This window comes from Bacillus sp. TH13 (assembly GCF_016651175.1).
GTDB classification, from domain to species: domain Bacteria; phylum Bacillota; class Bacilli; order Bacillales; family Bacillaceae_G; genus Bacillus_A; species Bacillus_A thuringiensis_S.
Genome location: NZ_JAEKEJ010000025.1, coordinates 3,992,543 through 4,017,275, shown reverse-complemented (window position 1 = coordinate 4,017,275; position 24,733 = coordinate 3,992,543). Strand labels below are relative to the sequence as shown.

Sequence of the window (24,733 nt, the reverse complement as noted above, 5' to 3'; positions counted from 1 at the left end):
CGTTAATCGAATTGTATAATATACCTACATAGTAAATTCAGGTTATTTTTGACGTATTATTGACATCATTTTGTCTGAAATATGTCTTTTGTCATTTTTTTGAATCAGATTTTCCTCATTAGTAAAATGTGTTTTTTCAATATACGGCTTACTTTTATATCTATAAAACAATCGTGTTTTTCTTCATACACTTGACTTTTAACCGAAAAAATGTCCTCGCATCCACCCTCGATAAATGCTTGTTTTTTGTCAAGAGAAAAATGTATTTCCAAAATTCAAACTCGAAATAATGTTATTCAAAAATAGAAAATAACTTCCCTCTTCCTCGATTAAAAGTTCATTTTTTTGTCATTTTTCCATAACAAATAAAAAACTGAGAGTCAATTAGACTCCCAGTTTTTTTATTTATTTTGCTGTATGTTTTCTAACGGCTGGTAAAATTTCAGTAGCAATTAATTCAATATTTTTCTCAATTTTATCAAATGGTACACCGCCAAAATCAATTTGTGCCATAAAGCGTTGTTGGCCAAACAATTCATATTGGTAAAGCATTTTCTCAATGATTTGTTGTGGGCTACCAACCATTAAAGCATCACGGCAATCTATTGCATTTGTAAATTGCTGTTTCGGATACCCACCACCGCGCAGTGTAAGCATACCAGCATTAATGTGAGGGTAATATTCACTAAGTGCATCTTGTGAATTTTTTGCCGTATAAAATAAACTCGTTGTCGCAACTGGTAAACTAGCTGGATCAAATCCACTTTGCTGAGCAGCCTCGCGATAAGCATCTACTGACACTTTAAAGTTAATTGCTGGGCCACCAAGTGTTGTTATCATCATTGGCACACCTGCACGTCCTGCTTTAATTGCACTAGCTGGCGGTCCACCAACCGCACGCCAAATTGGCAGGTTATTATTTTTAGCTCTAGGGATAACTGAAGCATACTCAAGTGGTGCTCTGAACTGCCCATTCCATGTTACATGTTCCTCTTTATTAATTTTTAATAAAAGATCCATCTTCTCTTCAAATAACTCTTCATAATCATTTACATCGTAACCAAGTAAACTATATCCTCCAATACGAGATCCACGACCAGCTACGATTTCAGCACGACCATTAGAAATCAAGTCAATGGTAGCGAAATCCTCATATACTCGAACTGGGTCAGATGTACTTAATATCGTTGCGGAACTTGCAATTTTTATATTTTTCGTAACTTGCGCGACCGCACCTAAAATAACTGTATGAGCTTGCGTTGTAAAATGCGTTTGATGACTTTCGCCTACAGCAAACACATCAAGCCCTGCCTCATCTGCTAACTTAGCTGTTTCAATTAGTTCGTTAATTCTTTTCTCTGGCGTAATTTTCTCCCCATTATGTGGATTTAAAACATGATCGCCAATTGAATATAACCCAAACTCAATTCCTTTTCTTGTATCTATACGGTATTTTTCCATAGTTACTCTCCCCTTTAATAAAGTAGTATTAGTTTTTCTTCTAAAAACGTTGGTAAGTCAAGCATATCTTCGTATTACCTATCTCTTCAATTGACTAGTCAATTGATAATGTAAAAAAAATTACTCTTGCGGTAATTCTTTTTTTTCACTATGTTTATGAACTTTCGTCATCAGCTCGTATAATATTTTCTGCTCTTCTTCATTTAATACATCATCAAAAAACGAAGATTGAAATGCAAGTTGCTCTGGCAAGGCTCTCTCTAAAGCTGCTTCTCCTTGCTCTGTAAGACTAATTGTTTTCGTTTTCCAATCTTGTTTTCGTACAATATATCCTTCTTTTTCAAGACGAGTTAACATTCGAGAAATGCCACCTTGTGTAACAGTTACCTTTTCAGCTAACTCCATTTGTGTTAGTGGTTGATACGTACGTATTTGCAAAAGCACATCAAATTGAGCTGTCGTTAAATCAAAACGTTTTAAAAACTCATTTGACATTTGATTACTTTGATTCGTAAATCGTATTAAACGTAACCATATTAATGATCCTATCGTATTATCACGCATGTTTCATCACTTCCTAGCGTTCATCTTACTATCACTTTACTACGCAAGTGATAAAAAAGCAAGAGAAAATGTAATAAATATAGCGATAGAGTATTGCATAAATAATGATAAGTAAGAATTCATATAAACATGAATTCTTACTTATCATTATTCTTAACTTTTCATTTCATTCATTACTATATTTAAAGCTGCCATAGCTTTTGGCCAACCAACGTAAAAAGCCATATGTGTTATTAATGCAACCAATTCATTCTCCATAACCCCATTTTGTTTAGCTAGCTTCAGATGAAATGGTAATTGTTCTGTATTACCGAGACTGATTAGTGCTGACACAGTACACAAACTTCTTTCTCTTAATGTTAAAGTGGCATCCCGCCACACTTCCTCAAACAATATCTTTTCACTATAATGAGCAAATGCAGGTGCCATTTCTCTCATTTTCTTTTTAATATGTACTTCAATAAGTTCATTTTTCATTTTTTTCTTCCTTTATTTTCACCATTTGTGCTATTCCTTGACCAAATGACCAGTTTTCAGCAGCTGTCTCATTTAGTGTAATAAAAATATCCGCAGTTTTAACGTCGGAATATTCCGTAATTTTCAAGGATACCGATTGATACAAATCTTTTTTCTGTTGCACCGTTCTTCCCGGTCCACATGTAATAGAAACATAAATCATATTCTCTGTTCTCTTTTCTCCTCTTTCTAATAAATAATATGGATTATATAAAAAGTGATTTTGTTGATAAGGTAAAAACATTTGAAAAAAATCATTTTTAGGGATGTTAAAATGTTCAATTAATGACAGATGAATACATTCACCTATCTTTTTCAACTCTTCTATATTTAATATATTTTCATGATAATAAACGTTCACAAAAGGCATACATTTTCATTCCTTTTTCTTAATTTAACTTCAACAAGTTTTCATCGTGAAATGTGCAAAATCTCATATACTGTAACACCTTTATTTGCTACCATTTCAGGCTTCTCTTCATAAAACTCAAACCCACTGTATCCCCATTTATCCGGATTATAAACGATTACATTCCCTAAACACTTTTCATTGTTTTGTACATTTTCATTTATCGTGTTTAATTTAGTCCCAATCAACGTTTTACTTTGAGAAATACTTCTTGCATATTCAACAACATATCTACTTTTCTTAAATCCATCACTTAGATTAACAACTAACGGAACACCTATATGTATTTGTTGCCAACCAAACGATTGTAAAATATTATCGTAATACCCTTCAAAGATAAATTTATTCATCCCTTCATGACCATTCCAAATATATAAAGGTGCATAGCAGTTATAAAAATTCCCGTCTTTCTCCGTTTCCGTAATTAAATAAGCTTTAAAATTTAGTTCTTGGAAACCATCAGTTTTATAGCCATTATCCTTTACCCTTTTCTTAATAATCTCCATGTCATAATCCTTTGGAAGAATGACCTTATATTGCATTCCAATCATGTTTATCACTCGCTTTCAATCTTATATACATTATGATAAATCGATAAGTGGCTAACGTAAAATAGGTATAAATTATGTTTGATATCATTTATAATGATAGTGCATAAGGGGCTGAGATACATGGAAATAAATGATCTTATTATATTCAAAACTGTAGCCAGTGAGGGTTCTATTAGTAAAGCTGCTAAAGAGTTAGGATATGTTCAACCGAACGTAACTGAGCGAATCAAAAAATTAGAACAAGAATTAGAAACGCCTTTACTACATAGAGATAACAAAGGTGTTTCCTTGTTACCTGCTGGTGACATTTTATTAGATTACACGAATAAAATATTAACTCTATTAGAAGAAGTAAAAAATGAAATTAAAACGAGTGGTTCTTCTTATATAATAGCGACGTCACAATCTATTTTGACAAATTATTTAAGTAAGCGTATTAAAGTAAATTTCAGAAATTATCAAATATATGTAGAAAGTAGTAGTCATTTGCAAAAATTACTTCAGCAACAAAAAGTTGATATGGTCATAACTTATGAGGATTATCCTGACGCATCGTTTAAAAAAGTGTTCACAACCTCAATTTCTGTAGGCTTATTAAAAGCGAAAGAAAAATGTACCATTGATTATTCAAAAGAAATTTTCTTCGTTAGCAATGACAAGAAGTGCCCTTTTAGGAATAAGACAATACAATTCCTAAAAGAAAATAATTTATCTCAGCGCCAACTTCAACAATTAGATTCTTATTCGCTTATGGAAGAGTTTATTCATGACGGAAAAGGGATAGCCTTTTTGCCGATTAAAAATGATAAATTGGTACCAATTGAAGATGTTCCAGTTGAGAAATTAGCTGTTCATTTTTTTACAAATCAAAACTCTTTCAAACAAATCCCTGATGAACTATTTGGTTAATAAAAATCCCTCCTTTATGAATCTAAAAGAGGGATTTTCATATTCTATACAATTGATTTTTCACACGTTTTGCTCCACTTCTGCACTTTTCTCCTTCTTATTCCGTTTCATATTCTTCAGTCCCTTAACCGTGCCAACTAATCCTTTCGGGAAAACTAGCAATACGATAATGTACAATAAACCAAGAATAATCGTCCATCGTTCAAAGATCGGATACTCTGTAGCTAGTTCTGATAAATAATATTTTAGTGATTCAATAATGCCAGATCCAGCAATAGCTCCAATTAAAGTTCCGACTCCTCCAATCATTGTCATCAATAGTGCATTTAGTGTCATTTCAATTGAAAATACAGTCGTATTGACAAAACGTAATGTAATAACAAATAAACCACCGCTAATTGCAGCTACTATTCCTGCGACTACACTTGCGATTATTTTATAATGGAGGACTTTATATCCAAGTGCTTCAACACGTTGTTCATTTTGTGAAATTGCCTTTAATACTTTCCCAATAGAAGACTTTGTAAAAAGACGTAATAGAATAAAAATGAAGAATAAACATACAAGTGATACATAATAAAAAGTAAAACGATCACGGAATATTTCTGGTACCCCAAATGTAAAACCATCTCCTCCGTGAGTAAGCCCACGCCATTTTTCAGCAAGTACGAAAAACAACTGTGAAATAGCAAGTGTTAACATTGCATAAAAATGACTTTTCAACCGCAAAGAAAGCAAACCAATTATATAACTAACGATTGCTGAAACGATAATTGCAGCTACTATTCCTATTAAAAAATTCGTTATTGATACGCCTTGCCGATCAAATAAAAGCGCTACCCCATATGCTCCTATCCCAAAGAACATACAATGACCGAACGATACAATTCCTGTATACCCAAGCAATACATCAAAACTCATTGCAAAAATAGCAAAGATGAAGATTTGAGTGAACAAAATTAACAGGCTCCGTGAATCATTTACGAACGGAAATACACTTAAACAAATGAGCATACATACTCCGAAGTATACTTTAATTCGGTCCAATGTGTTGTTCACCATTTCACCCCTTTTCACCAACAAGCCCAGTTGGCTTTACTATTAAGAAAAATAGTAACATTAACATATTAATTGCAAGTGATAAATCTGGTATAAAATACGCTGTAAAAGCACCAGCTAATCCGACAATTAAAGAAGCAATAGCTGAACCTTGTACGCTTCCTAATCCTCCGATAATTACTACTATAAAAGCTAAAATTGCATACTGCATGCCCATCTCGGCGAAAATAACGCCCGAATACGGTGCTAATAAAAAACCTCCCAAAGCTGCCATCCCTGCTCCTAATAAAAAGACGAAAGAAAATATCGCTTTTACATTAATACCAAGCGCTTGAACCATTTCTTTATCCATTACACCTGCACGGATCATAAGACCTATCTTCGTCTTTTTGAGTAATAATAGTAGTGCAATGTAAATAATTACCCCAATCAAAATAACAAATAGACGATATTTAATTAATATAATACCTCCGGATGTAAAACTTCCTTGTAACCATAACGGTAATTTTGCACTAATAGGGTTTGGCCCCCAAAATATTTTAATACACTCACTAAGAACGAGCATTCCCCCAAGCGTAACGAGCAGCTGTCGAACATGATTTCCATATACTGGTCTAATAAGAAACCTTTCTAAAATAAATCCTAGGAACATTCCCATAGCTACTGCTCCAACTAAAGCTAATATATAACTTCCTGTCATATTAAATAACCAAACACCTGTAAATGCTCCCCACGCAAATAAACCACCGTGTGCAAAGTTTAAAACGCTCATTAGACCGAAAATAAGTGAAAGACCTGATGCTAACAAAAAAATGAGCATCCCTGTTGAAATCCCATTTACAAATAAATTGATTAACACATCCATCCTTTTCACCTCGGATTCATGTTAAGAGATTCCTAAATATTTATGACACATTTCCTTATCCTTTTTTAATTCATTCATAAAACCGTTATGAACAATTCGTCCGTTATCCATAATGTAAAAATAATCGCCAATTTGACTAGCCATCATAAAATTTTGCTCAACAAGTAAAACTGTTGTTTTCTCTTTCATCTTCAAAATAGCTACCATTAATTTCTCCACCATTATCGGGGATAGCCCTTTGCTCGGTTCATCAATAAGTAATAATCCATCACTATTAATAAACGCTCTTGAAATAGCCAACATTTGCTTTTGCCCTCCGCTCAAGAGCCCACTTTTCTTATTCCAAAACTGCTTTAAATCCGGAAATAGTTCCAGCATCCACTCTATTTTCACTTCTACTTCTTCACCTTTTCCCCTAGCAAGGGCGAATGTTTCTTCTACTGTCAAATCATGAAAAATACCTTGATTTTCTGGTACATACCCTATTCCTTTCCTTGAAATTAAATGTGTAGGTAATCCACTTACTTTTGCACTATCATAATAAATTTCACCATCTGCAATCCGGTGAAACCCCATAACTGAACGTAATGTCGTTGTTTTCCCTGCCCCGTTTCTACCAAACAGTACAGTAATCGTCCCTTTCTCAACACCAAGAGATACTCCTTGCAAAATATGAAACTGATCTAAATACGTTTCTATATTATTTACTTGTAATAGTGCCACTATATAATCCCCCTAAATAAGCACTTTGTACACGCTCATCTTTCATAATTTCTTCTGGCAATCCTTCAGCCAATAACTCTCCATGAAATAAAACGATAAGATGATCTGACAAACCTAGTATCATATCCATTTTGTGTTCGATAAGTACAATTGTGCTCTCTGGATGTTTCTTAATATTTTCAATCACTTGTAATATAGCAGGGACTTCCTCAACCGAAATACCTGCCGTCGGCTCATCAAGTAATAACACATCCGTTTTTAAAGCTAATAACATCGCAAGTTCTAGCTTTCTTTTCTCTCCATGTGCCAAATCTTTCGCTAATACGTTCTCTTTCTCGTGAAGTAATACTGTTTTTAAGAAACGTCTCGCCTCTCCAACTTGTTGCTTTAATTTTGCTGGACTCGGGAAAAAACTATAGTAATCTTGTACGAATGATTGAACACTTAAACGGACATTTTCAAGTACCGTTAATTCTGGGAATATGTTTGTAAGCTGAAAAGAGCGACCGATTCCTAAGCGTGTTCGATCTGAAATCGATAGTTTTGTAATATCTTGCCCTTTAAAATACACTTCACCTGTTGTGGGTGAAATCTGTCCACTTAGTAAATTAAATAATGTTGTCTTCCCCGCACCATTTGGCCCGATAATAGAAATGAGCTTTCCTTTTTGGACAGTTAAATTTACATCTTTAATAACTTGATGTTCACCAAAAGATACACTAAGATTTTTCGTCTCTAGCAAATGTGTCACGAAATCCCTCCCTTTAAAGCCGTGAGTATGAAAGAAATATGTATAAAGAGGGTCCCCCCTCTTTATACAAAACAACAGAAAATTCAGTCTATTTATTTTGAACTGGTGGTTCTGTTTCTTTCATCGTTAATTCTCGCTCTAACACTGGCACTGGATAATCAACACCATCTTGCTTTTTCAATGTGATAGAATACAGCGTCTGCATCGCTTGGTGGTCCTTCTCTCTAAACTTCATCTTTCCTTTCGGTGTATCAAATTCCATTCCTTCCATTTTCTTAATCAATGTATCTACATCTGTATCACCTTTTGTTTTCTTTAAAGCTTCTACAATAGAAATTGCTGCTGACATTCCTCCCGCTGTAAACAAATCTGGCACTACACCATTAAAACGTTTTTTATGCTCTTCAACTAGCCAATCATTCACTTTATTTTTTGGAAGTGTGTGATAATATACAGAAAAACCTTGCATACCTACTAATGCATCCATTGTTTTTAATGCTGGTATATCTGGGGCACCTGTAGAAATTTTAATACCTTGCGCTTCCACATTCATATCTTTCAACTGTTTCCAAGGTGAATTTGCCCCTGCCCAAACGATAAATAAATAATCTGGTTTTGAACTAATGATATTTTGAATATTCGCTGTAAAATCTGTTGAATTTGTATCCGCGTATTGCTCATTCACAATGTTCGCACCTAATTTTTTTGCACCCGCTTTAAATGCAGCAATCCCTTCACGACCAAAAGCGTTATCTGGGGCAAATGTCGCAATCTTTACACCTTTTTTCGCAATTGCTGCTGCTCCTGCAATCGCATCTTGTGAGGAACTTCTTCCAGTTCTAAAAATATATTTATTCCAGTTCTTCCCGGTAATACTATCCGCAACTGCTGGTTCTACAACCATAATCTTTTCATATTCTTCAGCCAGTGGTAAAACCGCTAACGTATCACTTGAACTAGACGATCCAACTAAAAAATCAACTTTCTCTTCTTCTAATAACTTCGTAGCTTTCTTCACTGCTACATCCGCTTTCGTTTCTGTATCTTCTACAACAAACTTAATCTTTTTCCCATCTACTTTCCCAGTTCCACCAGTTGCATAGTCTAACCCTAATTCAAATCCGTTCACTGTTTGTTTTCCATACGATTCTAGCGGTCCTGTTAAAGAAGCAAGGACTCCTACCTTAATCGTTTTTTCATCCTCTGTACTTGTTTTCTTTCCTGAACAAGCTGCCGTTATTAATAACGAACCTAAAACACAGCCAGTAAACATTGTCTTTAGCCACTTACGTTTTTTCATCGACATTGTGATCCTCCCCATACTTTACTTTCTGATAGAATCAAACACGCCAAAATCCCCTGTCCGTAATCATGACTAACTAATTCGATAGATAATGGAAAACTCTTGTAGTACCCTCTACATTCGGCACAAATATATAATCACCTTCCTATGTAATGGAAACGGACATACAATCAATATATATTCTGCAATCCAATTGAAAATACTGTTTCATTTCAGTAATGACCATACAAAAAGACTAACTTATTTTTTTAAGTTAGTCTTTTCACCTTAATTAGAGTTAAGTTCTACTTTCTCTAATCCTTCAGCCAATCGTTTCTTATCTAGTCCTTCTCCTATTACTACCAAGTTTGTTGGGAAACCGAAATCTTGTTCCAATAAAGTTGGTACTCCGAACGAATATTGGAATAGGTGAGGGTATTTATCTCCATGAAATTTCACAAAACCTTTCACACGATAAATACTATCTGGTAAATTCGAAAGCCATTCATATAATTTGTCTTGATCAATCGGTTTCGTAAATTGATATGTCATCGTTTGTATATGTAAATGCTGTTTGACATGTAGTGTCTCATGTTCCTCATCATTTGTAAATTCAGCTTCTTCAATATCTTTTAAAGATATATTACAATATTTTGTTTCATACAATTTCGCATGATCATTTATTGCCTTTACTTCTTCAAGCACTATGTTCTTGTCTTCATCTGTTAGTAAATCTGCTTTATTAACAAGAATATGACTACCAAATTTCAGTTGCTCATGCAGTAGCTGTTGTACATTTGCACTTAATATACTTCGGTTTAACCATCTTACGGCATCTAAAACGACTACAATTGATTTCACTTCCAGGAAAGGTGCTAAAATTGGCGAGACACACGCGTCTAACACTTCAATTGGATGCGCAACACCTGTCGTTTCTATATAAATTACATCTGGTCTTTCTTGTTGATATAACGAATGTAATTGTATTTCAAGCTCTTCTTTTAACGTACAACAAATACAACCTTTAAGAAGTTCTCTTAAAACATTCTCTTTTCCAATAATATCTGTATCTACCGAGTATTCACCAATTTCATTCATTAATACTGCAACTTTTCTATTCTTCTGTTTCTCTGCTAACAATAAATTTTGTAATAATGTTGATTTTCCACTACCTAAAAAACCACCTAATATATGAATCTCCACTTTATTCATTCAACCGACCATCCATTTCTTTACTTCAAATGTATTCAAAGCGTAATAATTACGATTTATATTTATCATTTTATTAAAAGAATGACCATTTGTAAATATAAGAGATTCACTGTTCATTTACTTCATATGCAACTCTAACTCCAGACTCAATTGCCCCTTGCATCCATCCATGTGTTAATGTCGTATGCTCTCCTGCAAAGTGTACTTTTCCAGATGATGGTGTAATATACGGAAATAACTCGAGCTCTTGGCCTGGTTCGAAAGCTGTAAATGCACCGCAAGAATACGGATTTTTACTCCAGCTAAAAGATGTTCCAGTGACAAACTCACTATAGACGATGTCACCGTATATTTCCGCTAAATTTTTTAATGCGTAACGAATACGATCTCTTTGCGGGAGACTATCCCATGTTAACGCCTCATCTGCCCACGTATAACTTGCTATAACGATAGCTGGTCCTGGAGTATGAATGCCATAACTCGGATAGTATGTAAACCGTATCGGTAAATCAGTAATAGATTTTCCACCACACTGTCCCGCTTTCTCCCAAAATCTACTTTTAAACTCTATTGCAATTTTAGTTGCAGCAATATAATTTAATTCACGAATTGCTCTTCTTTTAAAATAAGAGAATAAATAGTATGGCTGAACTTCTACAAATCTTAACGCTGAAAATGGAATTGTAATAATAGCAAAATCACTTGTTATTGTAAATTGCTCTAACGTTTGCTCATGATTTCCTTGTAACATTACTTTATTATCTTCTTGTATGATTTTATCAATCTTATACGGCATTAAAATATGCTCCCTTAATTGTGGTAAGAATGCATTCGATAACTTATCCATTCCACCAGTTATTTCATAATATTTCGTTGTTGAAGTAAAAAAGATCATTTCACGTAATACTTCAATTAAGGACATTCCCATATAAGCTTCCATATCAAGAAGTACCCCGATCATATCTATTGCACCATCTGAATAATACTCCATTAAAAATGAACCAAGCGAATACGTTTTATACTTTTTTTCAACGATAAGCCAGTTTTTATCCGGTTCCTTCTTAATATAATTTAGTATTGGTTCTAATACCTCAATCATTAACTCTTCTGCCGTTTTTCCTCTTTCTTTATCCAAAACCGGATATTCAAGTACACTTGGATCATTTTCAAACACATTCAATCTCGTTTGAATGTTATTCGTGTAAATGATATCTGCAAAAGTTTTATTTATAAAAAGGTTTAAAGGCAGTTTAAATTTATAAATATACGCTAAGGTTAACTTATGGGTATCAGGGATTCTCATCGGTCCCGCATTAAAATATAAACCCACACTAAATGGTTCCCGAATCGTATACACCCTGCCACCTATTCTGTTATTTGCTTCTATAATCGTTACTTCGTGCCCAGCCTCTTTTAATAAAGAACCTGCAACTAATCCAGAAATCCCTGCACCGGCAATCGTAATCCGTTTTGGGTTATTCTTTTTAACAAGCCCTGCATGAATAATATGAAGCATCTCTTCCATTGTTAATGGGTTCCCCATGCCATTTCCCCTTTTACAAAGGATTTTACTGAATTATATTCAGTTACCTTCATTCCTATGTTTTGGGCAAGGAATTACACGGATACATTTTCAAATACTTGAATATCTTTTATAAAATGTAATAAACTAGATATGATTCTATAGAAGTAAGACGTATTATCTTACATAACAAAACCAATGAAATTGCGAGGAATTTTGAAATGAAAAAAGGTATTAACCGTGTTGTATTAGTAGGAACAGGAGCAGTTGGATGTAGTTATGCTTACTGCATGATTAACCAAGCCGTAGCTGAAGAATTTGTTTTAGTCGATGTAAATGAGGCAAAAGCTGAAGGAGAAGCAATGGATTTAAGTCATGCTGTTCCATTCGCACCAGCTCCAACCAGAGTATGGAAAGGTAGCTACGAAGACTGTAAAGATGCTGACCTTGTAGTTATTACAGCTGGATTACCACAAAAGCCAGGCGAAACACGTTTAGATTTAGTTGAGAAAAACGCTAAAATCTTTAAACAAATCGTTCGCAGTATTATGGATAGCGGATTTGATGGCATCTTCTTAATCGCAACAAACCCTGTAGATATTTTAACTTACGTAACTTGGAAAGAATCTGGTTTACCGAAAGAACGTGTAATCGGTTCTGGTACAACGCTTGATTCTGCTCGTTTCCGCTATATGTTAGGTGAGTACTTCAATATTGGTCCACACAACATTCACGCTTATATTATCGGAGAACACGGCGATACTGAACTTCCTGTTTGGAGTCATGTTTCCGTTGGTATCCAAAAACTACAAACACTGCTTGAAAAAGACAACACGTATAATCAAGAAGATTTAGACAAAATTTTCATAAACGTCCGTGATGCAGCTTACCATATTATTGAGCGTAAAGGCGCAACTTATTATGGTATCGGTATGTCACTTCTACGTGTTACAAAAGCAATTTTAAACGACGAAAATAGTGTATTAACTGTATCAGCTTACTTAGAAGGTCAATATGGTCAAAAAGATGTTTATATCGGGGTACCTGCTGTTTTAAATCGCGGCGGTGTTCGTGAAATTTTAGAGGTTGAATTAAGTGAAGAAGAAGAATTAAAATTTGATCACTCTGTTCAAGTATTGAAAGAAACAATGGCTCCTGTTCTTTAATTAAGATAAAAGCAATCCAATTTATTTTGGATTGCTTTTTATTTTCATTATCTCCTATGACTTTTTAATGATTTTCTATCATTTCTTATTTTTTAGTCGCATCCTCATTATTTATATCAAGTACATCTAATAAAAAGATAAAGATTGGTATCCCGATAATAAGCCCCCATATTCCAAGGAAATGCTCTGAGAAGATAAGAATCATAAATGTATAAAAGATTGGTAAATTTGTTTTTGCAGACATAAACTTCGGATTTAAAAAATAACTTTCAAGAGCATGGATTACTGTTATGAACACGAGTATGTATACTACGTACATAACTCCGCCTACGTTGTAAGCAATGATACAAAGTGGAAACAAAGAAATAATCACACCTGCAACAGGAATCAACCCTAGTAAGAAAACCATAACAGCTAATACGAGTAGCTGTGGAAATCCTAAAACAATTAATGCAATGACAGTAAGAATACAATTTACAACGGCAATTAAAAACTGAGCTTCAATTACTTTTCCGAACGATCTTGCAAATCTTTCACCAAAATATGCAATTTCCTCATAAAAGATTTTTAACTTACTATCTTTAAACTTAGATGTAAATGTAATAATACGCTCTTTTTCTAATAAGAAAAATAAGCTTAAAATTAGAGATAATAATATTTGTAAACTTACCTTCCCTATATTTGCTATTGATTGATATATGACGTCTACACCTTGTTCTATATATTTTGATACTTCCATCCCATTAATTGTCGAAAGTGCATATTTAACGATTTCATTATCAGGTGGATTTTGAAAAAATAGTTTAAATTGATAAATTAATTGTGAAATTTGTATCGTCAGCACAGGTAAATATTTATATAACGTTGTGCCTATAAAGGAAACTAGTATTATATATAAACATGCAATAACAATTTTCCGGTTTACTTTCAATTTTCTTGAAATAAAACGTTGAAATCGATCCATTAAAAACGTCAGTATAAACGTAATTAATATTAAATTAATCATACTTTTTAATGCGTATAATACAAGCGCTACTATTATTAAAACGAGAAACCGTTGAAACCCTCTACTTCGAAAAAAACTCTTTACTTCATTCATTAAGAATTAACCTCCCCCTTCAATGGATGGAAATTGAATATATTACATTTTATGAACTCCTATAGACAATCTTTCTTACTAATTGAGAAGAATCCTTTTTTTCTTTTCATATTGTTAGATTCGTTTAACTGGAATCCACCAACATAATTTCGGTGGATTCCAGTTATTTTTCATATAATCTTTTATAAACTAGGCGATTTTCTATTTTTAGACTGCTGTTCATACGCATATCCAATATTGAAAAGCTCTCTTTCACCAAACTGTTTCCCTACAAACACTACACCGATTGGTTCTCCATTTTTATCATATCCAGCAGGAACCGCTAATTCCGGATAACCAGCTACAGCTGATAGAAGAACTTCATCGTTATTAATCATAACTAGAGCATCCAAACCTTTTTCTACTAAATACCTATCTAGCTCTTTTCTTGCATTTTCTTGACTCGTTTGCACTACGTTTTCAAACTCTTCTTTCGTTATAGCAGATTTTTCAGACCCCTCAATTAATGTTTGTCCGTATTTTATTCGTCTTTTACTATCCTTTTTATTAAACGCTATAATCTCTTCTAACGATTTTACCGGTACATTCTTTTGCTGTGAAAGATAGTCGTTTACATTATGCTTGAACTCATATTCTAATGTTTGCAAATTATCTACACCCTCAGCACTTAACTGGATATTATCAGTTAATATCGCACCTGCATCTTGAAGGTCTTTTCTAATTTTTTCTGCTACTGCTTTTCTATTTTCATCTTGTTGGTCTACAGAAAAAAGAAGTCCTATCTTTTTCCCTTTTAATCCATCTATTGATAAATCCTTTGTATAATCAATTCTTTCTTTATCTTTCATTTTTTCTGTCATAACATCTTTTTCGTCATAACCTATCATTGCATTAAATAACGTTGCTGCATCTTTTACCGTTCTTGCCATAGGTCCTGCTGTATCAAGAGTTTCAGCTAACGGAATAATTCCTGTTCTGCTTACCATACCTAAAGATGGACGTAACCCAACTACTGATTGCTGCGCCGCGGGTGCAACAATCGATCCCGTCGTTTCTGTTCCGATTGCAAGCGGTGCAAAATCTGCCGCAACTACTGTAGCAGATCCTGAACTTGATCCTGAAGTATCGAATGTGATCGGACCGTACGGATTTAAATTTTGTCCTTTCTTCCCACTATACCCACTTGGCATTGTAAAAGATAAATAGTTCGCCCACTCAGACATATTCGCTTTTCCTAAAACAAATGCCCCTTCTTCTTTCAACCGCTTCACAATTGTTGCGTCTTGATCTGCAATCCAATCTTTTAATACATAAGTTCCTGCACTAGTCGGCATCACTTTTTCCGTCTGTACATTATCTTTTACAACGACAGGAATACCATATAAATTCGACTTTTTGTTTCTACCTCGCTCTTGATCTAACTTCCTTGCTTCTTCCATCGCATTAGGATTTATCTCTGTAACAGAATTTAATGTTGTTCCATTTTGATCATGTTCTTGTATTCTAAAAAGATAAATACTCGTTAATTCTTCATATGACAACTTTCCATCATCAATCATTTTTTGAAGCTCATCTACAGTCGCATTTACGATTTCTTTTTCTTTTATCTTTACATTTTCTATATTGATTCCTTTAAGCTGATTATGTATCGGTTGTAGCACTCTTTCTTTATCATATACAATGCGCTCAGGTCCCTTTGGAAAATAATTTTTATACACGTAATATCCGCCAGCACATGCTAATAAGACAATACCTCCAGCGATAGACAGCGTTACCTTTACCCATTTCTTCATGTTGCTTCCTCCACTCTATAAGATGCTTAGCTATACAAAAAAGAGAGTTACCTTTTACTTAACTCTCTCCAATCAAAATGCTAAATGAAAAAATGAAAGATTTCAATCTAATTACTTCTTTTTTTGCATTTGCTTTGCTAACATTTCTTTCACTTGATTATACGTTAACCCTGAATTTTTATTTAAACGCTTTACTTCCTCAACATCAGTACCTACCACTGTATATTTTTTCTCATCATTCATTTTTCTAATTCCCTTCTCACCGTATTATTTCTTATATTTCTTCCCTAAATCCGCCTAAATTAACACCACTACAAAAAAGGAAGCTGTTTTTAAGCACAGCTTCCTTCTCGTTACATATTGTATTTCTTAATAAAATTTCACTACATCTTCAGTAGGCAAGAACGTTCTTTCTGCTGGTTGTTCATTTGGCTCACCAAATGGCATTTGTCCTACTAAACTCCACTCTGCCGGAATGTTCCAAGTTTCTTTCACTTCAGCATCTACGATTGGATTGTAATGTTGTAATGATGCACCAATTCCTTCAGCCGATAATAACATCCATACAGTATGTTGTAACATTGCATTTCCTTGATGAGACCAGAATGGGAACTGATCTTTATATAATGGTGCATTTTCTTGCATTTTTTCTACTGTTGCTTGATTTTCAAAGAATAACACAGTCCCAACACCTGTATGGAAACCTTTTAATCTTTCTACAGTCGCTTCAAAGTTTTCTGCTGGTACGCGAGCTCTTAGTGTTTCTTTAACAATATCCCAAAACTTTTCATGCTCTCCATCCATTAATACAACCATACGACCACTTTGCATATTGAAAGATGTTGGTGCGTGTAAAGCTGTTTTTAAAACTTCTTCAATTCTTTCTTTCGTAATTGCATCGTTTTTTGTTACTTTACGAATAGAACGACGGTTCACAATTGCTTCTTTTAAGTTTGTTGTAGTTGCTGACATTTTAATTCCTCCAAATATTTGTTTTATAATTTATTTTGTTATTTCATAACAAGCGAATTAACAATATCCATCTGTATTACATTGCATACCTTCAAATGAATTTGTTTTATCCTTTTCAATTTCTTTATCAATGACTCTTTGTAGCGTTTCTTTACTAGCTAGCCCTTGAATGACTTCATCTCCAATCATGACAGTTGGAACAGCCATAATATTCGCTTCATCATATGCGTGCTGAATTGCTTCTTGATGCTTTTCTTTATATTTACGAGTTACTAACGCATCTTTAAATTCAGCTTCAGGAAGACCTACTTCTACCGCTAATTTTGTTAAAACATCAATATCTTCAATGTTTTGCTCTTCTTGGAAAAATGCTGTGAATACGCGGTGATGATACTCATTTCCTAGTCCACGTTCTTTCGCAAATTGACACCCTTCGAAAGCTAAATGTGTATATGGATGCGGAGAAACACGTGGCAAACGCATATCGATTCCTAACTTCTTCGCAGTTGGAAGAATAAAAGCATCCCATGAGCCTAATTTTTCTGGCTCATTCCATGGATCAATTTTTGCATATGGACTTGGACGTAATTCAAATGGCATCCATTCAATTTCTACATCTTTCTCTTTCGCTACTTCATCTAATGGACCTTTTGCTAAAAAACAAAATGGACATATAAAATCTGAGTATACTTTCATTTTTACAGTCATACTTTTACACCTTACCTTTATAGTTGTAATCGAATCAGTTACATTAGTGATAAAAAAATATAAATATTATTTAAGCATTCATTTTTTCTTGCAAAGTTTCAAACAACTGCCCCATCGTAATATTTCTCAAAACTTCTTCCATCGCGGATTGTGCTTGAATTAAAATAATTTCTAGCACCGCTTGAATGTTCGCCCCAATTGGACAATCTGGATTCGGTTGGGCGTGAATATGAAATAGCTTATCTTCTTCGACTACATTCACTGCATGATACACATCTAACAATGTGATTTCATGTAAATCTTTTAGTAATCCCGCGCCACCTGGTCCACGATTTACATAAACAAAGCCAGCTTGTTTCAAATACGACATAATTTTACGAATGACTACTGGATTTGTATTGACACTCTCAGCCATATAGTCTGAAGTGCATAGTGAAGATGGATTGTTTTTTAAAATAGATAAAATATGAACAGCTATAGAAAAGCGGCTACTAATTTTCATCGTAATCACCACCTCGATGTAATCATTATAGTTACAACTAAAAAATAAGTCAATCCTTTTCATAGATTTTTTATAAGCAAATTAAAAAGTGTCCCATTATGATATATGAGACAACCCTTTTTATTCTGCAAATAGCGCTTGAAATTCTTCAATAAATAGCTGCACAGCGATTGAAGAATCCTTTAATGAAGGAACAGCTAAAGCAATTTCTCTCCATACTTGTGGTTCCAATTCTCTCGTTTGCACATTTTTTGGTAAATTCGTTAAAGATAATTCAGCTAATATTGCAATGCCTAATCCTTCTTGAATCATATTTAAAGCTGTAGTAACGGTTGATATTACATACTCAGCCCGAAGTGGTACGTTTGCTTGTTTAAACATATCAATAATAGGTGGTTCGTATCCACCCTTACATAATATGATCGGTTCATTCTCTAAATCACTAATTGTAATAGAGTCCTTCTTACAAAGAGGATGATCATCTCTTAAGATAGCAACCATTTTCCCCTTCGTTAATGGAACAATCTCCATCTCTTTATTAGGCAAAATAACAATTCCTATATCAACAACCCTCGATACTAACCAATCTTCAACTTCTTTAATCGTTCCTTCACAAAGAACTACTTCTAAGTTCGGATACTTCTCCTTAAAAAGGTTTATCATTTTGGGTAAAAAATGTGCAGAAGCGCTCGGAAAACTCCCAATTCGAATCGTCCCAACTTCGTGCCCTTTCTCCATCGCAACTTCTTGTTCAATCTTCGCTACACCGTTCAAAATCTCTCTAATATGTACAAGAATCCTATTTCCTACATCCGTAACGAGTAGCCCTTTTCGTTTATCACGTATAAGAATAGTAACTCCTAACTCTGACTCAATACTTGAAATCGCATGACTAACAGCTGGCTGCGTCATATTTAACACCCGAGCAGCTTTCGTAAAACTACCTAACTCAACGGTTTTTATTAATACTTGCAGTTGTGTAATGGTCATAACTAATCACTTATACTCCTCATAAAAAAGATTCATTTTATTTATTACAGTTGATATCATATCATAGTGAAATGAATAACAACAAGGAGGTCTTTCAGTGACACAGCTTTCTCGAACTAAGACGGCCATAATCCTTACTTTTCTCGTTTTCATGTGGGGAATCAATTGGCCTTTATCAAAGTTTGCCCTGCATTATACACCACCTGTTTTATTTGCAGGCGTTCGAACTTTAATTGGAGGATTCATTTTACTCCTTTTCGCATTACCGAAATACAAAGAGTTACATTTAAAAGAAACGTGGCATTTATACGTTATTTCTTCTTTACTTAACATCATTATATTTTACGGGTTACAAACTGTCGGCCTTCAATATATGCCTGCTGGGTTATTTTCCGCCATTGTATTTCTACAACCAGTTTTACTCGGTATTTTCTCGTGGATATGGCTTGAAGAATCAATGTACGGCTTGAAAATTTTCGGGCTCGTTCTCGGATTTATTGGCGTAGGTGTTATTAGCTCTAGCAGTTTAACTGGACATATTTCTATTATCGGAATCCTTCTCGCGTTAGGATGCGCGATTGGCTGGGCACTTGGCACAGTATTTATTAAGAAGACTGGTCACCGTGTTAATGCCATTTGGATGGTAACACTTCAGCTTATTATTGGTGGACTTTGCTTAATTGGATTTGGTTCAGAGTTTGAAAGCTGGTCTAGTATCGCTTGGAGTATGCCATTTGTTAGCGTACTTCTCTTTATTTCGTTCTTCGTTATTGCAATGGGGTGGCTTGCATACTTCACACTTGTGGGAGCTGGTGAAGCAAGTAAAGTTGGGGCTTATACATTCCTCATTCCACTAATCGCTATTATTGTAAGTTCAATTTTCTTACATGAGGCCATTACAATGAGCTTATTTATTGGGCTATTATTTATTGTTGTGAGCATTTGTTTTGTAAATATAAAACCGAAAGCACTTGCTATAAGGCAGCAAGTTGAAATGAAATAAACGTAAGAAAGAGCCTGCTGTTTGTAGGCTCTTTCTTACGTCTTACTTTTTACGACGTACTACAAAAACACACGCACTTACCGACGATACTATCGCCAAAATAGATAAGACAATTGCTATCAATTGCATATTACTAGTACCTTCATTCTTTTCTACACGAGACACTTCACCATGTTCTCCTGTTAATGACGTACCTTTTGCAATTGTAGTAAGTGAATGTGGTTTTTCAGCTTTTTCATCGCCTGTCCATTCAACAATTTCTCCGTCTTTATATTGTTGATATGCGTCCCAAGCTATTTTTTGCTCTTTATCCGGATTTTTAGCGACGAAAGTAAATCGCTGGAACTGACCTGTTAAAATTCCTTCTCCTGTCGCTTCCCATACTACAGTTTTAACTTTTCCGGCATTATCTTTTTGCTCCTCAACTTTCCATCCTGGCACTGGTTCATACTGTTGGAACTCCACTCCAGACGGTATTTTCAGTGTAACTTTTGTCGTTGCTACATTTTTTTCAACTGGTACTTTTATCGTATAAGTCTCCCAAGAACCAACGTCAGAAGTTGCTGGTTTTACAGTGACGTGCGCACTAACAGGTAACGAAAACATTCCCATTGCAATAATTGTTGCGATCATTGTTGTTCCTAATTTTTTTATACGTTTCATTTTCTATTTACTCCTTTTCATCTATAACATCTGTTTATCCTGCTACTCGCTAGCAGCATGATTGGTAAAATTTTATCTGCCACCTACAATAAATTTAAAATCTGTATCGAAACTATCAAGAGATTTTGTTAATCCATGAACATGTATATTCCAGTTTCCTGTCATATTAATATACATACCTTCTGCTTCATATTCTCCTGGTGAAACTACTGAAACTTTAAATGAACCTTTTCCCATGTTCATATCTAATGATTGAGTCGTCAATATCATTTGTTCCATACCAGTAACAGGCTGTCCCTTTTCGTCCTTTAGTGTAATATGGAATTTATTTTGTCCTACCTTATTCGGACTTACATTTAGCGTAAGTTCATATCCATTATCTAATTGCTTACTCTCTGTAAATGGTCCAGTAGGAGGCATCGGTGGTGTTTGTACGTTTGTCATAAAAGCTACGATTACGAAAATGATAATTCCAATGACAAACTCTACTTTCACCGTAGCTCCTAATCCTTGCTGCGCTCTTATTCTCCCTTTCACATAATGAATAATTCCCAATATCCCCATGAAAATAAATAATAGTATCTTTGCTAATAAAGCCAATCCATACTTCGTATCAAATAACGAGTGGATTGTTGGAATAAAAAATGTACTGTTAAAAAGGCCTGTTATTAAAATCACGATGACAGCACCTGTTGCCCACGGTGAAAAACGCTTAATCATATCCCAATACATATGCCACTTGTTATCCTCTTTACGTAAAAGAAGAATAATAGATGATAAACCACCAACCCATAATGAAGCTGCTAATAAATGTAGAAAATCCATAACGACAGCAATGTTTTTAAACTTTAAACCGTATGCGTGACTATTAAAGGCCTTCATAACAAGTAACCCTATAAACAATAGTATTGGAATACTCCATACTTTAAACGACGAAAACTTCTCATGCTTCACCGCAAAATACGTAACAATTATAAGCGTACTAATGAGAACCATTTGAGTAATCCATACATAACCAAAAACAGAAAGCTGTAATGTTTCTTTTAATAGTAAAGGATTGAATGCTTCTAGCCATGAAACATCAGCATTTATTTTCGCTTGCAGTGGTAGATTGAATAACAAGCTAATTAATATCCCAAATAAAGAGATCCATATTATGTTCTTACTCCTTGATCGAACCGAGGTTGCATTGCCTTTATACATAATAAGATTAAAGAATAGCACTCCTATAAATAGTGAGAAACTTGCATATAAAATTCCACGTTCCATAATCATATCGATTTGTGGGACGTAACCCATCTCTTCCACTTGTATATCGTCTGTTTCCGCTTCCGCTAATCCAACCCGGAACGGGATAACTCCTTGAATTGGATGTCCATCAGCTGAAATCACTTTCCACTGAATAGAGTAAAGACCATTTTTGAGATTGTCTTTTAATCCAGCTTCTAATAGCTTTTTATTTTTTTTATCAATATGAGCATCTTTTAAATCAACCCTTTTACCTGATGTATCTCTCACGTACAATGTATTAAAACTTGAAACTTGTATGTCCTCATCGAATTCGATTTTTACAACAGATGGTGCTTTCTTCAATGTTTCATTTTCAGTAGGGTTTGATTTCACAACGTACGCATGAGCAGATGCACTTTTCGGTATCAATATGATAAGCACACATGCAAGTAATAACCATGTCCCTAATCTTCTCATTACTTTCACACTCATTTCACTTCTCTCTTCCTCATCGCTCTATTTTCATTACTTTAACTTCCAAAGTTTGATTCTCCGTAGAAATATTAACCTGATTAAATATAAATTTCTATAAAGTATAACTCTTTATTTCTATTCCACCTCTAAACTTCCAATATAATAGTAACTATTATGATAGATACAACTTACATTTTTAAAGCCGATTGTTATTATATCATAAAATATATTTATGTAAGTTATCAATGAAGAAAAGTTATCGTGAATCATTTGTGAAGAAAATGTGAAATACATAAATAAAAAGGTGTTACGTAATAACGTAACACCTTTTTAAAATATCCTTCTTCTATTTCTCTTCCGGATAATCACAATACTCGATAATCGTTCCTTCTGTATCCGCTGGGTTAAGATATATTAATCTTCTACCGTGCTTATTAATCCGAAGTGTATGCTCTAATGTCCGAATACCTTGTTCTTTTAACTCTTCTAGAGCCACATCTAAATCATCGACACGATACGCAACGTGATGAACACCTTTACCTTTTTGTTTAATAAAACGGGCAATTGGAGATGTCGTATTATTCGTCGGTGCAAGTAATTCAATTCTATCTCCATCCACTTCAAGAATGGCTACTTCGCTTTCCACACCAGGAGCTTCACTTACGTAACGATCTATTAAAGTTCCTAGTAACACATTTTCATAAAAACGTATCGTACTATCTATATCTCGAACTGCGATGCCGATATGATCAATTGTTTTTTTCATTTTATTTCCCCTACTACTTTATTTTTTCTATCCTTATCAATAGTAACAAAAAAAGTTATAGAAACAAGTTCTATAACTTTTTTATTTAACCTATTTTCTTATTCGCACTAGCTGGTTGAACTTGATTTTTTGCTTTTACAACGCTAATGCCATATCCGATAAATCCACCGATAATCGCTGGGAAGATCCAGCCTAATCCTACTTCCTGCATCGGAAGGAATTTAGTGAACACTTGGCTTACTACTTCAATGTTAACTCCAGCTGCACTTAATCCATCGAATAAGCTGATGATAAATGTTACGATTAAGCTCACTTGATAAACTTCAGCTCTTCCTTTGAATAATGAATGGAAGAATGTTAAGAAAATCAATACGATTGCTAGTGGATAAATTGCTGTTAATACTGGAACAGAAACTGCGATTAACTGTGTTAATCCTACGTTTGCAACAATTGCACTAAATACACATAGTGTGATTGCAATTGCTTTGTAAGGAACATTTGGGAATAACTTATGGAAGAATGAAGAACATGCTGATACAAGTCCCACACTAGTTGTTAAACAAGCTACTGTAATCATTAATCCTAATAATACTCCGCCATATGATCCGAAATAGTAGTTAGAAACTTTCGCTAATACTTCTCCGCCGTTCTCTAAATGTCCAAGCTTTGCAACACTTGAAGCACCCATATAAGAAAGAGCTGTATAGATAATTGCTAAAATAGATGCTGCAATTATTGTCGCTTTTGCACAAACGACCATAATTTGTGTTTTCGTTTTCGCACCTTTTTCTTTAATAGCATTGATGATGATAATCCCGAATACGAATGATGCGAGCGTATCCATCGTTAAGTATCCTTCTTGGAATCCTTTAAAGAATGCATGTGATGTATAAGCTTCCACTGGTGCTTGCATATCTCCAATCGGATGTATAAAAGCAACGATTACTAAAATACCGATGAAAGTCAACTTAATTGGCGTTAAAATTTTTCCAACAATATCGACAATTTTCGCGGGATTTAGCGAAAAAAAACAAGTGATGCTAAAGAATATAATTGTGAAAAGAATTAAAGGTGTAGAACCTACTCCCTCTGGCATAAACGGCTTAAGACCAATTTCATAAGATACATTTCCTGTTCTCGGTATTGCAAATAACGGACCGATCGCTAAGTATAAAACTGTTGTAAATACAATCCCGAACACTGGGTGAGCACGATTTGCTAATGACTGTAAATCATCTTTACCTGAAAAACCAAATGCTAGTACACCTAGTAATGGTAATCCAACACCAGTTACTAAAAATCCAGCGTTAGCAATCCATACATTCTCTCCTGCTGATTGACCAAGCATCGCTGGGAAAATTAAATTTCCTGCTCCAAAAAATAGTGCAAATAACATTAATCCAATAACTACTATGAACGAAAACGGTACTTTATTCGCCATATTATAACCCCCATTCAAATTTCCTTATCTCATTTTCCAATTTTAACTAATTGAATTTTCTGAATATTTAATTTAAGTATCAACTATTCTTGAACTCATTAT

The 24,733-nt window shown here is 34.3% G+C and carries 26 protein-coding genes; 3 read left to right on the top strand and 23 right to left on the bottom strand.

All coding sequences use genetic code 11. The features are described from left to right. Positions 1–405: 405 nt before the first annotated feature. From JFU02_RS29140 to JFU02_RS29120, 5 genes are all read right to left on the bottom strand, one after another. The gene (locus JFU02_RS29140; protein ID WP_098838342.1) at positions 406–1,461 is read right to left on the bottom strand and encodes an LLM class flavin-dependent oxidoreductase; all 1,056 of its coding nucleotides are present in this window, start codon (positions 1,459–1,461) and stop codon (positions 406–408) included. A gap of 120 nt (positions 1,462–1,581) precedes the next feature. Next, on the bottom strand, positions 1,582–2,025 hold the full coding sequence (locus JFU02_RS29135; RefSeq protein WP_001205523.1) for a MarR family winged helix-turn-helix transcriptional regulator: 444 nt from the start codon (positions 2,023–2,025) through the stop codon (positions 1,582–1,584). A 153-nt stretch (positions 2,026–2,178) separates the two neighbouring features. Further along, positions 2,179–2,502 (bottom strand): carboxymuconolactone decarboxylase family protein, encoded by a 324-nt coding sequence (locus JFU02_RS29130; protein WP_098838341.1) that lies wholly within the window; start codon positions 2,500–2,502, stop codon positions 2,179–2,181. Continuing rightward, a complete protein-coding gene (locus JFU02_RS29125) occupies positions 2,492–2,911 on the bottom strand; it encodes a tautomerase family protein (protein WP_001117251.1) in 420 nt (139 codons plus the stop codon). Before JFU02_RS29125 ends, JFU02_RS29130 begins: the two co-directional genes overlap by 11 nt. Before the next feature lie 41 nt (positions 2,912–2,952). Continuing rightward, positions 2,953–3,501 (bottom strand): DUF4865 family protein, encoded by a 549-nt coding sequence (locus JFU02_RS29120; RefSeq protein WP_061667434.1) that lies wholly within the window; start codon positions 3,499–3,501, stop codon positions 2,953–2,955. A 120-nt stretch (positions 3,502–3,621) separates the two neighbouring features. Between JFU02_RS29120 and JFU02_RS29115 the strand changes: the two genes are divergently transcribed. After that, entirely contained in the window at positions 3,622–4,410 is a 789-nt protein-coding gene (locus tag JFU02_RS29115) for a LysR family transcriptional regulator (RefSeq protein ID WP_061667433.1), read from the top strand. A gap of 60 nt (positions 4,411–4,470) precedes the next feature. Here the strand turns inward: JFU02_RS29115 and JFU02_RS29110 are convergent, their stop codons facing one another. From JFU02_RS29110 to JFU02_RS29080, 7 genes are all read right to left on the bottom strand, one after another. Beyond that, a complete protein-coding gene (locus JFU02_RS29110) occupies positions 4,471–5,424 on the bottom strand; it encodes a branched-chain amino acid ABC transporter permease (RefSeq protein WP_141551084.1) in 954 nt (317 codons plus the stop codon). 49 nt (positions 5,425–5,473) lie between these two features. Further along, positions 5,474–6,334, bottom strand: a complete 861-nt coding sequence (locus JFU02_RS29105; protein WP_089170816.1) for a branched-chain amino acid ABC transporter permease — start codon at positions 6,332–6,334, stop codon at positions 5,474–5,476. Between the two features lie 21 nt (positions 6,335–6,355). Further along, on the bottom strand, positions 6,356–7,057 hold the full coding sequence (locus tag JFU02_RS29100) for an ABC transporter ATP-binding protein (protein ID WP_098838338.1): 702 nt from the start codon (positions 7,055–7,057) through the stop codon (positions 6,356–6,358). After that, positions 7,035–7,808 carry an ABC transporter ATP-binding protein gene (locus JFU02_RS29095; RefSeq protein WP_098838337.1) on the bottom strand — a complete coding sequence of 258 codons (774 nt, stop codon included), beginning with the start codon at positions 7,806–7,808 and terminating at the stop codon, positions 7,035–7,037. The genes JFU02_RS29100 and JFU02_RS29095 overlap by 23 nt, the downstream gene beginning before the upstream one ends. Positions 7,809–7,896: 88 nt before the next feature. Beyond that, positions 7,897–9,114: a substrate-binding domain-containing protein gene (locus JFU02_RS29090; protein ID WP_000061999.1), complete on the bottom strand. Its 1,218-nt coding sequence runs from the start codon at positions 9,112–9,114 to the stop codon at positions 7,897–7,899. A gap of 264 nt (positions 9,115–9,378) precedes the next feature. Beyond that, positions 9,379–10,302: a CobW family GTP-binding protein gene (locus tag JFU02_RS29085; RefSeq protein ID WP_061667429.1), complete on the bottom strand. Its 924-nt coding sequence runs from the start codon at positions 10,300–10,302 to the stop codon at positions 9,379–9,381. A 106-nt stretch (positions 10,303–10,408) separates the two neighbouring features. Next, complete coding sequence (locus JFU02_RS29080; RefSeq protein ID WP_000528026.1) at positions 10,409–11,845, bottom strand: flavin monoamine oxidase family protein; 1,437 nt, start codon at positions 11,843–11,845, stop codon at positions 10,409–10,411. Between the two features lie 200 nt (positions 11,846–12,045). Between JFU02_RS29080 and JFU02_RS29075 the strand changes: the two genes are divergently transcribed. After that, positions 12,046–12,990 carry an L-lactate dehydrogenase gene (locus JFU02_RS29075; RefSeq protein WP_000715327.1) on the top strand — a complete coding sequence of 315 codons (945 nt, stop codon included), beginning with the start codon at positions 12,046–12,048 and terminating at the stop codon, positions 12,988–12,990. Positions 12,991–13,075: 85 nt separating this feature from the next. Here JFU02_RS29075 and JFU02_RS29070 read toward each other — a convergent pair whose 3' ends face one another. The 7 genes from JFU02_RS29070 to JFU02_RS29045 all read right to left on the bottom strand — a co-directional run bounded on the left by JFU02_RS29070 (position 13,076) and on the right by JFU02_RS29045 (position 19,054). Further along, complete coding sequence (locus JFU02_RS29070) at positions 13,076–14,089, bottom strand: AI-2E family transporter (RefSeq protein WP_001006600.1); 1,014 nt, start codon at positions 14,087–14,089, stop codon at positions 13,076–13,078. Positions 14,090–14,271: 182 nt separating this feature from the next. Continuing rightward, positions 14,272–15,882 carry an amidase family protein gene (locus JFU02_RS29065; protein WP_098515868.1) on the bottom strand — a complete coding sequence of 537 codons (1,611 nt, stop codon included), beginning with the start codon at positions 15,880–15,882 and terminating at the stop codon, positions 14,272–14,274. 111 nt (positions 15,883–15,993) lie between these two features. Beyond that, a complete protein-coding gene (locus tag JFU02_RS32520; protein ID WP_000997344.1) occupies positions 15,994–16,125 on the bottom strand; it encodes a hypothetical protein in 132 nt (43 codons plus the stop codon). Between the two features lie 126 nt (positions 16,126–16,251). Further along, a complete protein-coding gene (locus JFU02_RS29060; RefSeq protein WP_001277031.1) occupies positions 16,252–16,854 on the bottom strand; it encodes a nitroreductase family protein in 603 nt (200 codons plus the stop codon). Positions 16,855–16,911: 57 nt separating this feature from the next. After that, entirely contained in the window at positions 16,912–17,562 is a 651-nt protein-coding gene (locus JFU02_RS29055; RefSeq protein ID WP_000216656.1) for a DsbA family oxidoreductase, read from the bottom strand. 70 nt (positions 17,563–17,632) lie between these two features. Next, positions 17,633–18,064 carry an Rrf2 family transcriptional regulator gene (locus tag JFU02_RS29050; RefSeq protein WP_071714426.1) on the bottom strand — a complete coding sequence of 144 codons (432 nt, stop codon included), beginning with the start codon at positions 18,062–18,064 and terminating at the stop codon, positions 17,633–17,635. Positions 18,065–18,184: 120 nt separating this feature from the next. Next, a complete protein-coding gene (locus tag JFU02_RS29045; RefSeq protein WP_061667428.1) occupies positions 18,185–19,054 on the bottom strand; it encodes a LysR family transcriptional regulator in 870 nt (289 codons plus the stop codon). A 97-nt stretch (positions 19,055–19,151) separates the two neighbouring features. Between JFU02_RS29045 and JFU02_RS29040 the strand changes: the two genes are divergently transcribed. Further along, positions 19,152–20,057, top strand: a complete 906-nt coding sequence (locus JFU02_RS29040) for a DMT family transporter (RefSeq protein WP_000192807.1) — start codon at positions 19,152–19,154, stop codon at positions 20,055–20,057. 42 nt (positions 20,058–20,099) lie between these two features. Here the strand turns inward: JFU02_RS29040 and JFU02_RS29035 are convergent, their stop codons facing one another. From JFU02_RS29035 to brnQ, 4 genes are all read right to left on the bottom strand, one after another. Beyond that, entirely contained in the window at positions 20,100–20,720 is a 621-nt protein-coding gene (locus tag JFU02_RS29035; RefSeq protein ID WP_086407328.1) for a YcnI family copper-binding membrane protein, read from the bottom strand. A gap of 72 nt (positions 20,721–20,792) precedes the next feature. Further along, positions 20,793–22,442: a copper resistance CopC/CopD family protein gene (locus JFU02_RS29030; protein ID WP_103945446.1), complete on the bottom strand. Its 1,650-nt coding sequence runs from the start codon at positions 22,440–22,442 to the stop codon at positions 20,793–20,795. A 328-nt stretch (positions 22,443–22,770) separates the two neighbouring features. Further along, positions 22,771–23,190 (bottom strand): VOC family protein, encoded by a 420-nt coding sequence (locus JFU02_RS29025; RefSeq protein ID WP_000750850.1) that lies wholly within the window; start codon positions 23,188–23,190, stop codon positions 22,771–22,773. 85 nt (positions 23,191–23,275) lie between these two features. Next, positions 23,276–24,631, bottom strand: a complete 1,356-nt coding sequence (gene brnQ, locus JFU02_RS29020) for a branched-chain amino acid transport system II carrier protein (RefSeq protein ID WP_098838335.1) — start codon at positions 24,629–24,631, stop codon at positions 23,276–23,278. Between the last annotated feature and the right edge of the window lie 102 nt (positions 24,632–24,733).

Bases quoted from the DNA above. Each gene is read 5' to 3' on its own strand.
- JFU02_RS29135 (WP_001205523.1), bottom strand. From the start codon at position 2,025: ATGCGTGATAATACGATAGGATCATTAATATGGTTACGTTTAATACGA.
- JFU02_RS29030 (WP_103945446.1), bottom strand. From the start codon at position 22,442: ATGAGTGTGAAAGTAATGAGAAGATTAGGGACATGGTTATTACTTGCA.
- JFU02_RS29075 (WP_000715327.1), top strand. From the start codon at position 12,046: ATGAAAAAAGGTATTAACCGTGTTGTATTAGTAGGAACAGGAGCAGTT.
- JFU02_RS29025 (WP_000750850.1), bottom strand. From the start codon at position 23,190: ATGAAAAAAACAATTGATCATATCGGCATCGCAGTTCGAGATATAGAT.
- JFU02_RS29035 (WP_086407328.1), bottom strand. From the start codon at position 20,720: ATGAAACGTATAAAAAAATTAGGAACAACAATGATCGCAACAATTATT.
- brnQ (WP_098838335.1), bottom strand. From the start codon at position 24,631: ATGGCGAATAAAGTACCGTTTTCGTTCATAGTAGTTATTGGATTAATG.
- JFU02_RS29090 (WP_000061999.1), bottom strand. From the start codon at position 9,114: ATGTCGATGAAAAAACGTAAGTGGCTAAAGACAATGTTTACTGGCTGT.
- JFU02_RS29115 (WP_061667433.1), top strand. From the start codon at position 3,622: ATGGAAATAAATGATCTTATTATATTCAAAACTGTAGCCAGTGAGGGT.
- JFU02_RS29130 (WP_098838341.1), bottom strand. From the start codon at position 2,502: ATGAAAAATGAACTTATTGAAGTACATATTAAAAAGAAAATGAGAGAA.
- JFU02_RS29080 (WP_000528026.1), bottom strand. From the start codon at position 11,845: ATGGGGAACCCATTAACAATGGAAGAGATGCTTCATATTATTCATGCA.
- JFU02_RS29085 (WP_061667429.1), bottom strand. From the start codon at position 10,302: ATGAATAAAGTGGAGATTCATATATTAGGTGGTTTTTTAGGTAGTGGA.
- JFU02_RS29060 (WP_001277031.1), bottom strand. From the start codon at position 16,854: ATGTCAGCAACTACAACAAACTTAAAAGAAGCAATTGTGAACCGTCGT.
- JFU02_RS29045 (WP_061667428.1), bottom strand. From the start codon at position 19,054: ATGACCATTACACAACTGCAAGTATTAATAAAAACCGTTGAGTTAGGT.
- JFU02_RS29105 (WP_089170816.1), bottom strand. From the start codon at position 6,334: ATGGATGTGTTAATCAATTTATTTGTAAATGGGATTTCAACAGGGATG.
- JFU02_RS29120 (WP_061667434.1), bottom strand. From the start codon at position 3,501: ATGATTGGAATGCAATATAAGGTCATTCTTCCAAAGGATTATGACATG.
- JFU02_RS29050 (WP_071714426.1), bottom strand. From the start codon at position 18,064: ATGAAAATTAGTAGCCGCTTTTCTATAGCTGTTCATATTTTATCTATT.
- JFU02_RS29140 (WP_098838342.1), bottom strand. From the start codon at position 1,461: ATGGAAAAATACCGTATAGATACAAGAAAAGGAATTGAGTTTGGGTTA.
- JFU02_RS29070 (WP_001006600.1), bottom strand. From the start codon at position 14,089: ATGAATGAAGTAAAGAGTTTTTTTCGAAGTAGAGGGTTTCAACGGTTT.
- JFU02_RS29125 (WP_001117251.1), bottom strand. From the start codon at position 2,911: ATGCCTTTTGTGAACGTTTATTATCATGAAAATATATTAAATATAGAA.
- JFU02_RS32520 (WP_000997344.1), bottom strand. From the start codon at position 16,125: ATGAATGATGAGAAAAAATATACAGTGGTAGGTACTGATGTTGAGGAA.
- JFU02_RS29110 (WP_141551084.1), bottom strand. From the start codon at position 5,424: ATGCTCATTTGTTTAAGTGTATTTCCGTTCGTAAATGATTCACGGAGC.
- JFU02_RS29055 (WP_000216656.1), bottom strand. From the start codon at position 17,562: ATGACTGTAAAAATGAAAGTATACTCAGATTTTATATGTCCATTTTGT.
- JFU02_RS29065 (WP_098515868.1), bottom strand. From the start codon at position 15,882: ATGAAGAAATGGGTAAAGGTAACGCTGTCTATCGCTGGAGGTATTGTC.